Below are 13,023 nucleotides of genomic sequence, written 5' to 3'. Positions count from 1 at the left end.
ACCAGGGCTTCTTTTGCCTTTTTTTCTGCTTAGGTTTTATGCAAGAAATCTAATGCTCATACAGTCACAATAGGTCTGGAAATTTTTATAGAACTAAAACTAAAGAAAACTTGCATGTAAACTTATCAAAGTATAAAATTAAAATTGTTTTAAAATGAATAGGTAAATTATGAATCTTATTACAAAATCCGCTATTGATTTTACTGCTCCTGCTGTTCTCTCTGATGGAAAAATAGTTGACAGCTTCTGCCTAAGCGAATACGTAAAAGATAAGTATGCGGTCCTTTTTTTCTATCCACTTGACTTTACCTTTGTATGCCCAACTGAGCTGATATCATTTAGTAACAAAATAGAGGATTTTTCGAAACGCGGTGTTGAAGTTATAGGAGTAAGTGTAGATTCAAAGTTCTCACATCATAGGTGGCGAGAGACCCCAGTTAATGATGGTGGTATTGGAGAGGTTAGCTATACTTTAGTGTCTGATATCAAAAAGTCTATATCAAGAGACTATGGAGTATTATATGATGACTCAGTTGCTCTAAGAGCAACTTTCATTATTGATGATCAGTTTGTTGTACGTCATCAATCAATAAATGATTTACCTTTAGGACGTAATATTGATGAGTTCATTAGAATCGTTGATGCAATTAAACATAACAAAGAGCATGGTGAAGTATGTCCAGCAGGATGGAAGAAAGGCAAACCAGCAATGCAAGCAAGTGATGAAGGAGTGGCTGACTACCTAAACTCATACAGTGAACAATTATAGATGGGGCAACTTAGTACAAAAGTTCTTATTATTGGGTCTGGAGCAGCAGGTTATGCTGCTGCTATATATGCAGCACGTGCAAACTTAGAGCCAATTGTAGTAACCGGAATGCAACCTGGTGGTCAGCTTATGATTACTACGGATGTTGAAAATTATCCCGGATTTATTTCAATACAAGGTCCGGAATTAATGGAGCAAAAGAGGTTGCATGCAGAGAAGGTTGGAGCAAAAATAATAGATGATGAAATAAAGAGCGTTGAGCAGCTTAAGGATTCTAATGAATATAGGTTTAAGTCTTCTGGTGATATTAATGACTACTACTCAGATGCAATGATCATTGCATCCGGTGCACAAGCGAGATGGCTCGGCTTGGAGAGTGAAAAAAAATTTCAAGGTTACGGGGTCTCAGCGTGTGCAACTTGTGATGGTGCATTTTTTAGAAATAAAGTTGTAGCTGTTGTTGGTGGAGGAAATACCGCCGTTGAGGAGGCAATATTTTTAACTCGATTTGCCAAAGAAGTTATACTAATACACAGGCGTGATAAATTGAGAGCAGAGAAGATAATGCAAGATAGGCTCTTTAAAAATGATAAGATAAAGGTAATGTGGAACCATACTGTAGAGCAAATTCTTGGAGAAGAAAATCCGAAAAAAGTTACTGGTATTACAATTAAATCAACGGAAACTAAAAAAGTTCAAGAACTGGAAGCAGATGGAGTATTTATTGCAATTGGACATGCACCAAATACAAGTATTTTTAGGGGCTTTGTTGAAATGGACGAGCAGGGTTATATAATTACAAAACCTGGAACAACTTTAACTAGTAGGGCGGGAGTATTTGCTGCAGGTGATGTTCAGGATAAAATATATCGCCAGGCAGTAGTTGCCGCAGGGACTGGATGCATGGCTGCGCTTGATGCGGAAAAGTTTTTAGAGTGCATTGTCAACTAGACTAGAATTTGGAAAATCTCTTGACATTTTCTTTATTCTCTTAATATAATTACATCAATAGATTGTTAGTGGTAGGGGGCAGCATGCTTTTTGATGTGCCAACAAAAAAGTTATTTGATGCTATTGATGATGAAAACCTAGAAGCTTTTAAGCAAGCTCTGGTAGAAGGTGCGGATGTTAATGCGTTTGATGAAGCAGGAATGACACCTTTAATTTCTATTGCTAATGCTTACATAACTAGTAATAACCAACCCACATTAGAAAAAATGGCTAAATTGCTTATACAAAACAGCAATATCGATATTAATGCTCAAAGCAAGCAACCTGTTTATGAGGAAAGACAAAAGAGAGATCAACTTGGGCGTCTAATATATTTATTTCGTAATCGAGAAATAGTAGAAGTACAGCAAGGTCGTTATAGATGTTGTGAATAATGATCAATCTGTAGATAATGATGAACTTCTGCACCTCGGTTTTAGCTATGAGAGTGTAAAGGAGGAGGTAAGAAATCAACACGAAAAGATACAGCCTTACACATTGCTTGTCAAGTTGGGGTTAAAGATATGGTAAAAATATTGCTCACACACCCGGATATGTGGGAACTGACGTTAAAAATTGTAACCGTGAGAGCCCTGAAAATTGTATTTCAAGAGGATTTGAGGACACAATAAAATTAGAATTTAAAAAAGCACAAAAAGGAAAGCAGTTATTAGATGCTCTTTCTAATAGAGACATTTACCGAGCGAAAATACTATTGAATCAAGGACTTAACCCTAACTGCTGGAGAAGAAACCAAAATGGAGAAATAGAAACACCACTTAGCCTAATTGCTGGATTATGCTCAGAAGGAATAACGGAAAATAAAAAGGAAGTATTGACTAAACTTCTAAAACATAAGGAGCTGGATTTTAGTCAGATAAAGTCAATACCTGCAATAGAGCAGAACATACAGTTAAAACAAATTATTGAACAGGCTATCAAAGGGCGATTAATTGATACTATTAATAAAAAAGATTTAGATGATGTAAAGAAATTGATAGAAGATAATTGCTTCATGAATTGTGCAATTGTTATTGCTGCGTTGGGGAATGTTAATAATCCAACTGAGCCTATTAAAAAATATTTAAATGGAAAATTTCCTGTAAGTGTGGAACGGCCTTTAGCAGGCATGAATGATATACCAGTAGGTTTTGAGGAGCTTGTACACAAACTTGTAGACGGGCGTGAAAAGACAGAAGCTCAACTTGCAAAGAAGGAAAAGGAATTAAGCGATACAAGGCAAGAGTTGAACAAACGAAACAATGAAATTAGAGAACAGCAAAATAGGATTTCAGAGCTGGAGAGAGAACTCGATCAAGCAAAAGCTCAACTCATAGAAAAGGATAGAAAACTGAATAATACAAGAAAAGAGTCAAGGATTCATCGAATAGGAAAAGAAAGTAATGGACAAGCAATCTCTCCCAACAGAAAGCAAAACAATTACGCTCTTACGTTTTTTATATTGTTGGGAGCATTTGTTGTTGGTACGTGTCTAACGGTAGTGGATTATCCAGAGATAAGTGCTGGTCTTGCTGTAGTTGCGCCGGGTCTTTTTTTAGTAGGGTATTTCCTATACAAAGGAGATGAAAAAGACATAGGACCTGGTAGTGCTATCGATAATCCTCAAGTTACAAGGATTTTTTATTCCTCCTCCATATTCTGCTGAAAGTTTTTATACATATTAAAAACGTCTTGATAATTTAGGTGAGTGTAAACCTGAGTGGTTTCCAGGCTTGAATGGCCAAGCAGTTGTTGTATTGACCTTATATCGACGTTTTCCTGAAGTAAATGAGTGGCAAAACTGTGACGGAATGCGTGTGGAGATAAAATTTCTGGCAAGTTCAACATTCTCCTTATTTTCTGCAAGCGATTAGCAACGTAAGTTCTTCCCAATTTTTTTCCTCTTACTCCCACAAAGAGATATTGTGATTCATCGTCAATGTCAAGGTAAGGACAAGCTTTTATATATTCTTGTAAGCACTTTTTTACTACCGGAAGAATAAATACCTGCCTTTGTTTGTTTCCCTTACCTGCAATTATTAGGTTTTCGCCACTTACATCACTAATCCTAAGACTTAGCGCTTCACTAATTCTTAAGCCTGTGCCATATAATAGAACAATAATCGCAACTTCTCTTTTTATTACCCAAGGTTCACCCAAATCAGATAATTTCATCTCTTTCAGTAGAGTTTTTATATCAGGTATTGATAATGCTTTAGGCAAAGCTTTTCTCTGAATTGGCTTTGACAAGGAAAATACAGCCTCATTATTTATTTCATAGTTGTTTTTTATGTACTTGAAAAAGTTTCTGACTGCTGACAGTGCACGAGTGTTAGACCTTGCATTTACGCCTCTTGCATAACGGAAACTAAGCCAGCTTCTTAGCTCAGATATGCTTAATTTTTCTAAGGAACCAACATTTACTTCTCCACCAATATGAGCGCTGAGGAAACTTGTAAGGTCTTGCAAGTCTCTCATATATGATTCTAAAGTGTTAGGTGAGTAAGATCTATTGCATCTCAGCCATTCATGCCAATTTTCAATGATCGAATCAAGGTTACTTTTTAAAGAAGGCATCGATACACGCGTCGCGGAGGGCTTCGTTTATATCAGGGTGAGAGTGACAAATTCTATATATATCCTCTGCTGCAGCACTATATGCCATTGCAACTGCTGCTTCGTTAATTAGCGTATCAGCGTATGCTCCTATGATATGTACGCCCAGTATTGTATCTGTGGTGCTGCAAGTTAGCACTTTCACGAATCCTTCGGCATCATCAGTGATTTTTGCTCTGCCATTTGCAGCAAATTGGCATTTACCAACTTTATACTTACGACCGGCACTTTTTAGTTCCTCTTCGGTTTTACCGATTGAAGAAACCGCAGGGTGAGTGTAAATGACCGATGGTATGATCCCATAGTCAACGTGAGGTGACTGCCCTGTTATTGTCTCTGCAACTGCCACTCCTTCTTCTTCTGCTTTATGAGCAAGCATTGCTCCACCAATTACATCACCGATGGCAAATATTCCTTTCATATTAGTTTCATACCTGTTGTTAACTTGAACGAAACCACGATTATTTTTCTCTATCTTCTCATCGATACCAAGACCCTCGGTGCATGGTTTGCGACCCACTGCAATGAGCACCTTATCTGCCTCTATAGTGTTTCTTTGGTTATCTTGAGTAGAGCAAACTTTTACACTGAGAGAATTACTATTTTGTTTTATCTCCTCAACTTTAGTGCTGAGTGAGAATTTTATTCCTTGTTTTTGCAAACTAGAGAGCAGAGATTTACTTAATTCTCCATCCATTGCTGCAGCAATTCTATCAAGAAACTCTACTACAGTGACCTCAGACCCTAGCCTTTTCCATACAGAAGACATTTCAAGCCCTATTGCCCCAGCTCCGATTACAACAAGCCTTTTGGGCACTTCAATTAGAGATAACGCACCGGTAGATGAAATGATGTTTTTCTCGTCAATATTAATTCCTGGCAGAGAACTAACATCAGAACCAGTTGCAATTACTATATTTTTTGTCTTCAACGTCTTGCCTTCAACTGAAACTTCAAGGTTACCTTGATCAAAAGCGGTAATTTTTCCAAGTCCGCTGATTTTAGCGATCTTGTGAAGACTGAACAGATATTCTATACCTTTTCCAAGCTCCTGAACTCTAGCGTCCTTATACCCTAGCATTTCTTTTAGGTCGAAGCTTGTATCCTTAACTTTTATGCCAAGTTTTGACAGATTATTTTTCGTGTGAACATACTGATAGGAGGAGTGGAGTAAAGCTTTAGAGGGTATACATCCAACTCGCAAACACGTACCACCAAAAATACTATTTTTATCTACGCAGGCAACTTTCAATCCAAGCCTTGCAGCAACAATGGCACACTTATAGCCGCCTGGACCGCTACCTATAACAATCAGATCATAATCAGTCATAAAAAATAAACCTATTTTCTAAAGAATAAACACCGTTTTCCTCAGTTGTCACATATATCTTATCATGGATAAACACTGGAGTGTGAAACACATTGCCAGGTATTTCAATTGCCTTTCCTGTGTTTTCAGATCCAGGAAAAGCAAACACCAACCCTTTGTTACTTGTTACCCATAAAGTATGAGCATACATAATTGGAGCAAACAATTGCGTATTTTCTATTAAATCGGACGTCCAGAGTGTTTCTCCGTTTTGTATGTCAACACCGATTATTTTATTATCTTTAGTAATTACAAAAATCCTGCCACCGGCTCTTTGTTCCTTTGCAGGGATAAGAAGACTATAATATGATACAATGTCTGATACACTTTTGACTTGTAGTGGCTTTGACCATAAAATGTTTCCTGATTTGATGTCAATACCATAAGTATAAGAATTGTTTGTAGCTACTAAAATATCACCGAGCACTCTTGGTGTAGTGGTTACATCTGTAAGCTGTGTGTCCAGAAGGTTTGTAGCCAATTTTTGGCTCCACAATTTTTTACCATCTTCGTTAAAAGCTATCAGCTCACCATTTGAAAACGGTGCTATTATTTTATCATTGGAAATTGCGGGTGATATGGAATATAAACCACGAACCACATTGATACCATTTTGATAAGTCCAAGCGGAGCTGCCATCTTTTATATCAAATGCATACAGGTAGTTATCGATGGTTAATACTACCAATCTGTTATTTATTACTGCTGCTTTTCCTCTTACCGGAGCTCTCAGTTCTTTTTCCCACTGAACCTCGCCAGTTTTTGCATCTATTGTATGTAGAACGTTATCTACTATAAAGAAAACAATCCCTCTATGGAGCGATAGGCTCATGTTACCAATTTTTTTTGTGTGTGGAAGGTGCAATTTCCAATTCAAAGTCCTTGGGTTATCAGCATCAAAGGAATACAAGGTACCGTGCTTATCTGCCAGAATGATATTATTTTCTGTAAGCACCGGAGCCACATAACCTTGCGATAATTTTTTATCAACTAAGGTTATTCGTTCGCTTGCCATTGTGTAACTACTACACAATAACATTATCATAACAATTATTACTTTCATTATTTATTGAAAACAAGATTTATGAATATACATACTAGAAGCATTAACCACAATGAACATGTTCTTAATTGAACCAGAAGTTAAATATCAACATCATGCACATTTAGTGCATTGGTATTGATAAAATCACGGCGTGGTTCGACTATATCACCCATTAACACTGAGAATATAGAATCGGCTTCCTCACAATCTTTTATTTCAACTTTGAGCAAAGTCCTAGTTTCAGGGTTGAGTGTAGTTTCCCAAAGCTGGTCAGCATTCATTTCACCAAGACCTTTGAATCTTTGCAGAGTTAACCCTTTTTTACCATAGTCCATTATTGTTTTTGCAAGTGCACTTGGAGATTTGATTTTTATTTCAGTTTCTTGTGACTTTAAAAATGAATCACCATTAAATAAGCCAATTATATCATCAAGAGAACTCAATATATTTCGTATTTCTTTGCTTTCAAGCATACTAAGTGGAAATATATATTTGTCTGCCAGTCCTTGAAATAACTTAGAGATATGCGCTTCTTCATCTTTTATTTCTACTTCCCAATTGTATTCGTTATACATTAACTTTAAATATTTCAATATCTCATCAGCAGATGATAGGGCATTCTTTTTGCTTAGAATTAGTAGGGACTCCAGTAGATTTTGTGGTATTTCCCTGTCATAATTTTTGCTAATGTTTGAAACACTAAGACATTTGTCCAAGACAAAGCGTAAATCTTTGTCTGTACCACTTAATGTCAATCTCTTAACCGCCGAGTTTACTATATACTCTTCAAAAGTTTCGTCATCTTTAATGTAAGTATCTTTAGCATTTTTTGTAACTTTATAAAGAGGTGGCTGTGCTATATATAAGTACCCTCTTTCAATTACTTCACGCATATAACGAAAAAAGAAAGTTAGAATTAAAGTTCTTATATGTGAACCATCAACATCTGCATCTGTCATAATGATAATTTTATGATACCTAGCTTTCTCAATATCAAAATGCTCACTTCCTATTCCAGCACCGATTGCCGTAATCAAGGAGCCAATTTCTGCAGATGAAAAAATACGATCTAAACTTACACGTTCTACGTTTAGAATTTTCCCCCTTAAAGCAAGGACTGCTTGTGTTTTACGATTACGCCCCTGCTTTGCAGTACCACCTGCGGAATTACCCTCTACTATAAATAATTCCGATAACTCAGGAACTTTTTCCTGACAATCGGCAAGCTTTCCAGGTAGAGTGGAAATATCAATAGTGTTTTTGTTTTTAACTAACTCTCGCGCTTTTCTTGCAGCTTCTCTTCCTTTAGCTGATCTGATGACTCTTTCTACTATGCTTGCTGCTAATTTTGGATCAGTTTCAAGTATTGTACTCAATTTATCAGAAACTATGTTTTCTACAACTGTGCGCGCTTCAGAACTGACTAACTTATCTTTTGTTTGTGAAGAAAACTTAGGATCAGGCATCTTAAGAGATAAAACACAGGTTAACCCTTCTCTGACATCTTCCCCAGTCAAATTCACTTTTGCCTTTTTCAAAAACCCTTCGCTAGTTGCATAATTGTTAATACATCTAGTTAAGGCAGACCTAAATCCTGCTAAGTGTGTACCACCATCTCGTTGTCTTATATTATTTGTAAAGCACAGCATATTTTCGTAGTAGGAGTCATTCCACTCCATTGATACTTCTACGCTAATGCCGAGATCTTTTGTATCGCCTCTCATGCTAGCAATTTTGGTAACATGCGTCTTATTTTTATCTAAATATCGCACGAAATTTGCTGTGCCAAAATTACCTTGAGACTGTTTACTATCATTAAAATGAGACTCTACATGTGGTTTGTTACGAAGATCACGCAAAGTGATCTCTATATTTGAGTTTAAAAATGCTAATTCTCTGATGCGATTCTCAAGGGTAGAGTAACTAAAGTCGATGCTACTGAAAGTCTCTGTTGATGGCATGAACGTTACTCTAGTTCCCCTTTTGCTTGTATTTTCATTTACTACCTTTAAAGGCTCAATAGACTCACCGTCTTCAAAACGTATAAAGTGTTCTTTCTTGTTACGCCAAATGGTTAATTCTAGCCAGCTAGATAACGCATTCACAACTGAGATCCCAACACCATGTAACCCACCAGAAACCTTGTAGGTATTGCTGTCAAATTTACCACCTGCGTGCAGTTGGATCATTATTACCTCCGCTGCTGATATTCCTTCTTCTTCGTGGATATCAGTTGGAATGCCACGACCATTGTCAGTTACGGATACTGAGCCATCCTCATTTATGCTAACTTCAATTTTATCACAATACCCGGCTAAAGACTCATCTATCGCGTTGTCAACAACCTCATATACCATATGATGCAGACCAGATCCATCATCAGTATCACCAATGTACATACCTGGACGTTTTCTTACAGCATCAAGACCTCTTAAGATTTTTATTGCATCAGCATTGTAGTTACTTTCCATGGGATTGCTTTATTTATAAATATTAATTAATATTACATTTGTATATGTCGATTAGCAACATTTTTAAACTGAGAGGAAATCTTTGGTTGTGGTATATAGGTATAAAGCATGCTAACACTTATATAATGATAACATCCACTTCTACGCATTGTTTCAATATACGAGTCCAAATTGAAACAACTATACGAAATCCTGCTTTATATTATTTCAAAATAAATGACTATAGTGAACTATCTCGCCATTTGACTTGGGTTTCCTAATTCAACGTAGGATAAATTACTCATACATATTTCTAATATTTCTTTCTGTTTATCAATACTCAGCTTGCTGCTGAACTTCTGATACTTTTCCTCGAGCGCTGCACGTACAGCGATAATAAACATTACTGTTCCAGTTGAGAGTTCTGAAGGGCCTGCAAGGCTCTTCCGAATCGTTTCTTGCTCTCTTTCAGAAAATTTGCTTAGAATCTCCCTAGCTATTGCAGGCAACCCTTGAATGATTGTTTCCTCTACCATTTTACTGGCTTCTTCTTCATCTAGCGTAATAACCACTGATGGATGCAAACCAGCTAAAGACTCAAATAGTTTATTGTATGTTCCACCAGCACAACTTTGACCTCGATTACCGTAGGTTGTTGCTGCATCTATAAGACCTTTTACAAACATATCCTTTCTATTTTTTATATCTCCATCGCTTAAAGGAACTGTTTGGTCTTCTGTTCCTGTGTTTCTATCGTTGCAAGCTTTCCAACACAAAATGGCTGCTTGCTTTAGTGTTAACTGACTATAATTATCTTTAAAACTATTTCCTGTTCTATTGATAAACTTTAAGCATTCAAGTGCTTGGGATTTTTCGTCTGCATTAAATTCATTTGATTGTCTAATGTACTCTTCAATATCAGTTGTATTCCCCATATTTAGCTGTATATAGAACTCTTCTTTACTTAGCTTCCCTCTGTACTCATCTATGAGTCTATCAACACTTAAATTTACGCTGGAAACTGCATTTGAATCGTGAGTGGTTTGCGCAACAAGAGGAAGGACATCAACTAAACCATGCACAAAGTGCTGCCTTTCTTCTTCTGGAATTTCTTGCATTAAGTTAAAAAACTGCCGCGTTTCCTCAATAAGTGTCCGGTTTAGCAACCATAAGAACAACACAGGTAATGCTAAAAGTATACAGGAGGTAATAATGCATACAGCTAAACCAGCTTTTAGTATTACCCTAATGATATTTTTTGGCCAAGCCGATAACCTCATTTCATTTTCTTCTGGCTTCAAAAAATAACCTACTAACCACTAATACAGAAGAAACTGTACAAGAAGAGCAAATGGGACAATCATACTGACCAATAAAATTATGCTAATAGATCGCCTAATTTTACCAGTATTGCGGTAAGCATTTTGTGCTCTTTCTATTATAGCACGTGCTCTACCTTGCTGTTGGTTATTATTTTCGCCTAACATACCATACACCACATTTAACACCAGTATATCTTATTATAAAGGCATGTCAATAAGAAATTTATAGGCTATAGCTTAATATAAAGATTATACCAACTTTCGTTATCGGGAAGTCAAACAAGACATAAGAGATCTATTTTTTTATAGCAAATATATTGCTTTTCGGAAAAATATTAATAGCATTAAACAAGACTCTGATATTAGTTTTGACTACCTTAGTTCTTCTGTCAGATTAAGTTCTGTATAGTACGAGAAATATGATGTTTAATTTCCCAAACACACGGTTAAGGCGTAGGCGCTCAAGTAAATGGATTCGCAATTTAACAAGTGAAAGTATTTTATCAGTAAACGACTTGATTCTTCCCCTGTTCGTTCATGATAGAAAAGAAACAACCGAACCAATTCCTGGCTTACCTGACATAAAATGTTACTCAATAGATGGATTGGTTTCCATGGCTCAGGAAGCTGAGGATTTAGGAATTAATGCTATTGCAATTTTCCCTGTAGTTGACAGTAAATTAAAATCTGAAAATGCTGAGGAAGCATACAATCTGGACAATTTAATCTGCAAGGCAATTCGTGCTGTAAGATTAAAGGTGCCGGGCATTGGCATTATTGCAGACGTTGCACTTGATCCATACACCACTCATGGTCATGATGGCATTTTAAAAAGCAATCAGATAGACGTGAAAAACGATGAAACTGTGTCAGTGTTGCTAAAGCAAGCACTTGCTTTAGCAAAAGCAGGATGTGATATAATTGCTCCTTCTGATATGATGGATGGTAGAGTAGGGAAAATAAGAAGAGCATTGGATGATAATGGCTTTCAAGATGTATCAATACTATCTTATGCAGTGAAATATTGCTCCAGCTTCTATGCACCATTCAGACAAGTTGTTGGTTCATGTGTACCATCCAGTTCTATTGATAAAAGTGGTTATCAAATGGATTATAGAAATGCAAGAGAGGCAATTTGCGAAGTCGAAATGGATATAAACGAAGGTGCAGATTTTATTATGATAAAACCAGGCATGCCATACTTGGATATAATAAAAACAGCAAGCGATAAGTTTAATTTCCCGATTTTTGCTTACCAAGTAAGTGGTGAGTACGCAATGATAAAGGCTGCAACAAACAATGGCTGGCTGGATTATGACAAAGTAATTTATGAATCTTTAATTAGTTTTAAACGCGCAGGTGCGAGTGCAATATTCACCTATGCCGCACTTGATGTTGCGAAAAATTTGTTATCTGTTCAAAGGTATGATTAAGATACAAGTGAAAAGACTTTAAATTTTTGCCTCAAATCACATTACACCGTATTTAGCCCATTTTTTCTAGCTCGTTCAACCATTTTCTGCCGCTTCGCTGCCATAAGGTAGTGAGTGGATGTTTTTTTGATATGCTAAAATCCAAGAAAGTTAGTTTTTGTGCTATAATGGTCCTTTATTGAAAATAGCGTTGATGGATATCACTACTGGTTTATTAGGGGATATTAGTAATTTAATAGATAGAGCAAAGAATCATCTCTCCACGCAGTTCAATTCTACTTTAGTGTTATTAAATTGGGAAATTGGCTTTAGAATAGACCAAGAAATCTTAAAACACAAACGTGCAGACTATGGCAAGCGAATCATTCCCCAACTTGCAAAAGAACTTCAGATTAAATATGGACGTGGATTTGATAGAGCCTCATTATTTCGGATGGTGCAATTCTCCAAGTTCTTTCCTGATCAAGAAATTGTCGCGACACTGTCACAACAATTGAGTTGGTCACACTTTGTAGAAATTATTGCAATTTCTGATAATCTGAAGCGCGACTACTATTTAGAGATGTGTCGTGTTGAAGGATGGAGTGTTAGAACACTACGTAGTAAAATCGATACTATGTTATATGAACGTACGGCATTAGCAAAAAAAACTGAGGACTTCATAAAACAAAGCATCAAACAGTTACGTGAAGAAAATACGCTAGCACCTGAATTTATTTTTCACGATCCATACTTTCTTAACTTTGTGGAATTGCCATCAAGTCATAGTGAGACTGATCTAGAAAACACGATTTTGGATGAATTGATAAAATTTTTACAAGAGTTTGGCAACGATTTTTGTTTTGTGACACGTCAAAAAAGGATGAGCACTAAAGCAACTGATAGGTATTTAGACCTGCTATTTTTTCACAGAGGATTAAGGCGTCTTATTGCAATAGAACTAAAAATCGGTCAGTTTGAACCAGCCTATAAAGGACAAATGGAGTGGTACTTGAATTGGTTAGATAAAAATGAACGAAAACCAGATGA

13 protein-coding genes are annotated in these 13,023 nt (G+C 36.5%); 7 read left to right on the top strand and 6 right to left on the bottom strand.

Features of this window, described 5'->3' with window-relative positions:
- Positions 1–169 precede the first annotated feature (169 nt).
- The 5 genes from DM84_RS01330 (at position 170) to DM84_RS06185 (ending at position 2,391) form a co-directional block, all read left to right on the top strand.
- Positions 170–769 carry a peroxiredoxin gene (locus DM84_RS01330; RefSeq protein ID WP_250777853.1) on the top strand — a complete coding sequence of 200 codons (600 nt, stop codon included), beginning with the start codon at positions 170–172 and terminating at the stop codon, positions 767–769.
- Positions 770–1,720, top strand: a complete 951-nt coding sequence (gene trxB / locus DM84_RS01325; protein ID WP_250777850.1) for a thioredoxin-disulfide reductase — start codon at positions 770–772, stop codon at positions 1,718–1,720.
- A gap of 62 nt (positions 1,721–1,782) precedes the next feature.
- Positions 1,783–2,154: an ankyrin repeat domain-containing protein gene (locus tag DM84_RS01320; RefSeq protein WP_250777848.1), complete on the top strand. Its 372-nt coding sequence runs from the start codon at positions 1,783–1,785 to the stop codon at positions 2,152–2,154.
- The gene (locus tag DM84_RS01315; RefSeq protein ID WP_250777845.1) at positions 2,147–2,290 is read left to right on the top strand and encodes a hypothetical protein; all 144 of its coding nucleotides are present in this window, start codon (positions 2,147–2,149) and stop codon (positions 2,288–2,290) included. The genes DM84_RS01320 and DM84_RS01315 overlap by 8 nt, the downstream gene beginning before the upstream one ends.
- Entirely contained in the window at positions 2,257–2,391 is a 135-nt protein-coding gene (locus DM84_RS06185) for a hypothetical protein (protein ID WP_410543769.1), read from the top strand. Before DM84_RS01315 ends, DM84_RS06185 begins: the two co-directional genes overlap by 34 nt.
- A gap of 1,009 nt (positions 2,392–3,400) precedes the next feature.
- On the opposite strand, the gene DM84_RS01305 is transcribed toward DM84_RS06185, so the two are convergent.
- The 6 genes from DM84_RS01305 to DM84_RS01280 all read right to left on the bottom strand — a co-directional run bounded on the left by DM84_RS01305 (position 3,401) and on the right by DM84_RS01280 (position 10,726).
- Positions 3,401–4,336, bottom strand: a complete 936-nt coding sequence (locus DM84_RS01305) for a tyrosine-type recombinase/integrase (protein ID WP_250777839.1) — start codon at positions 4,334–4,336, stop codon at positions 3,401–3,403.
- Positions 4,317–5,705, bottom strand: a complete 1,389-nt coding sequence (gene lpdA / locus DM84_RS01300) for a dihydrolipoyl dehydrogenase (RefSeq protein WP_250777836.1) — start codon at positions 5,703–5,705, stop codon at positions 4,317–4,319. Before lpdA ends, DM84_RS01305 begins: the two co-directional genes overlap by 20 nt.
- The gene (locus DM84_RS01295) at positions 5,698–6,807 is read right to left on the bottom strand and encodes an outer membrane protein assembly factor BamB family protein (RefSeq protein ID WP_250777833.1); all 1,110 of its coding nucleotides are present in this window, start codon (positions 6,805–6,807) and stop codon (positions 5,698–5,700) included. The genes lpdA and DM84_RS01295 overlap by 8 nt, the downstream gene beginning before the upstream one ends.
- Positions 6,808–6,887: 80 nt before the next feature.
- Positions 6,888–9,260, bottom strand: coding sequence for a DNA topoisomerase (ATP-hydrolyzing) subunit B (gene gyrB / locus DM84_RS01290; protein ID WP_250777830.1), 2,373 nt, complete (start codon positions 9,258–9,260; stop codon positions 6,888–6,890).
- A gap of 230 nt (positions 9,261–9,490) precedes the next feature.
- Positions 9,491–10,540 (bottom strand): hypothetical protein, encoded by a 1,050-nt coding sequence (locus DM84_RS01285; RefSeq protein WP_250777826.1) that lies wholly within the window; start codon positions 10,538–10,540, stop codon positions 9,491–9,493.
- A gap of 18 nt (positions 10,541–10,558) precedes the next feature.
- Positions 10,559–10,726, bottom strand: a complete 168-nt coding sequence (locus DM84_RS01280; RefSeq protein ID WP_250777823.1) for a hypothetical protein — start codon at positions 10,724–10,726, stop codon at positions 10,559–10,561.
- A gap of 257 nt (positions 10,727–10,983) precedes the next feature.
- Between DM84_RS01280 and hemB the strand changes: the two genes are divergently transcribed.
- Entirely contained in the window at positions 10,984–11,994 is a 1,011-nt protein-coding gene (gene hemB, locus DM84_RS01275) for a porphobilinogen synthase (protein WP_250777855.1), read from the top strand.
- A gap of 193 nt (positions 11,995–12,187) precedes the next feature.
- Positions 12,188–13,023 (top strand): PDDEXK nuclease domain-containing protein (locus DM84_RS01270; protein ID WP_250777820.1); only part of this gene is annotated, 836 nt, incomplete at its 3' end.

Source organism: Wolbachia pipientis, assembly GCF_023661085.1.
GTDB lineage: Bacteria > Pseudomonadota > Alphaproteobacteria > Rickettsiales > Anaplasmataceae > Wolbachia.
The sequence above is the reverse complement of the archived record's forward strand: the minus strand, read 5'-3'. Positions and strand labels throughout refer to the sequence as shown.

Coding starts and splice junctions, on each gene's coding strand:
- DM84_RS01330 (WP_250777853.1), top strand. CDS start 170: ATGAATCTTATTACAAAATCCGCTATTGATTTTACTGCTCCTGCTGTT.
- DM84_RS01280 (WP_250777823.1), bottom strand. CDS start 10,726: ATGTTAGGCGAAAATAATAACCAACAGCAAGGTAGAGCACGTGCTATA.
- hemB (WP_250777855.1), top strand. CDS start 10,984: ATGTTTAATTTCCCAAACACACGGTTAAGGCGTAGGCGCTCAAGTAAA.
- DM84_RS01295 (WP_250777833.1), bottom strand. CDS start 6,807: ATGAAAGTAATAATTGTTATGATAATGTTATTGTGTAGTAGTTACACA.
- lpdA (WP_250777836.1), bottom strand. CDS start 5,705: ATGACTGATTATGATCTGATTGTTATAGGTAGCGGTCCAGGCGGCTAT.
- trxB (WP_250777850.1), top strand. CDS start 770: ATGGGGCAACTTAGTACAAAAGTTCTTATTATTGGGTCTGGAGCAGCA.
- gyrB (WP_250777830.1), bottom strand. CDS start 9,260: ATGGAAAGTAACTACAATGCTGATGCAATAAAAATCTTAAGAGGTCTT.
- DM84_RS01305 (WP_250777839.1), bottom strand. CDS start 4,336: ATGCCTTCTTTAAAAAGTAACCTTGATTCGATCATTGAAAATTGGCAT.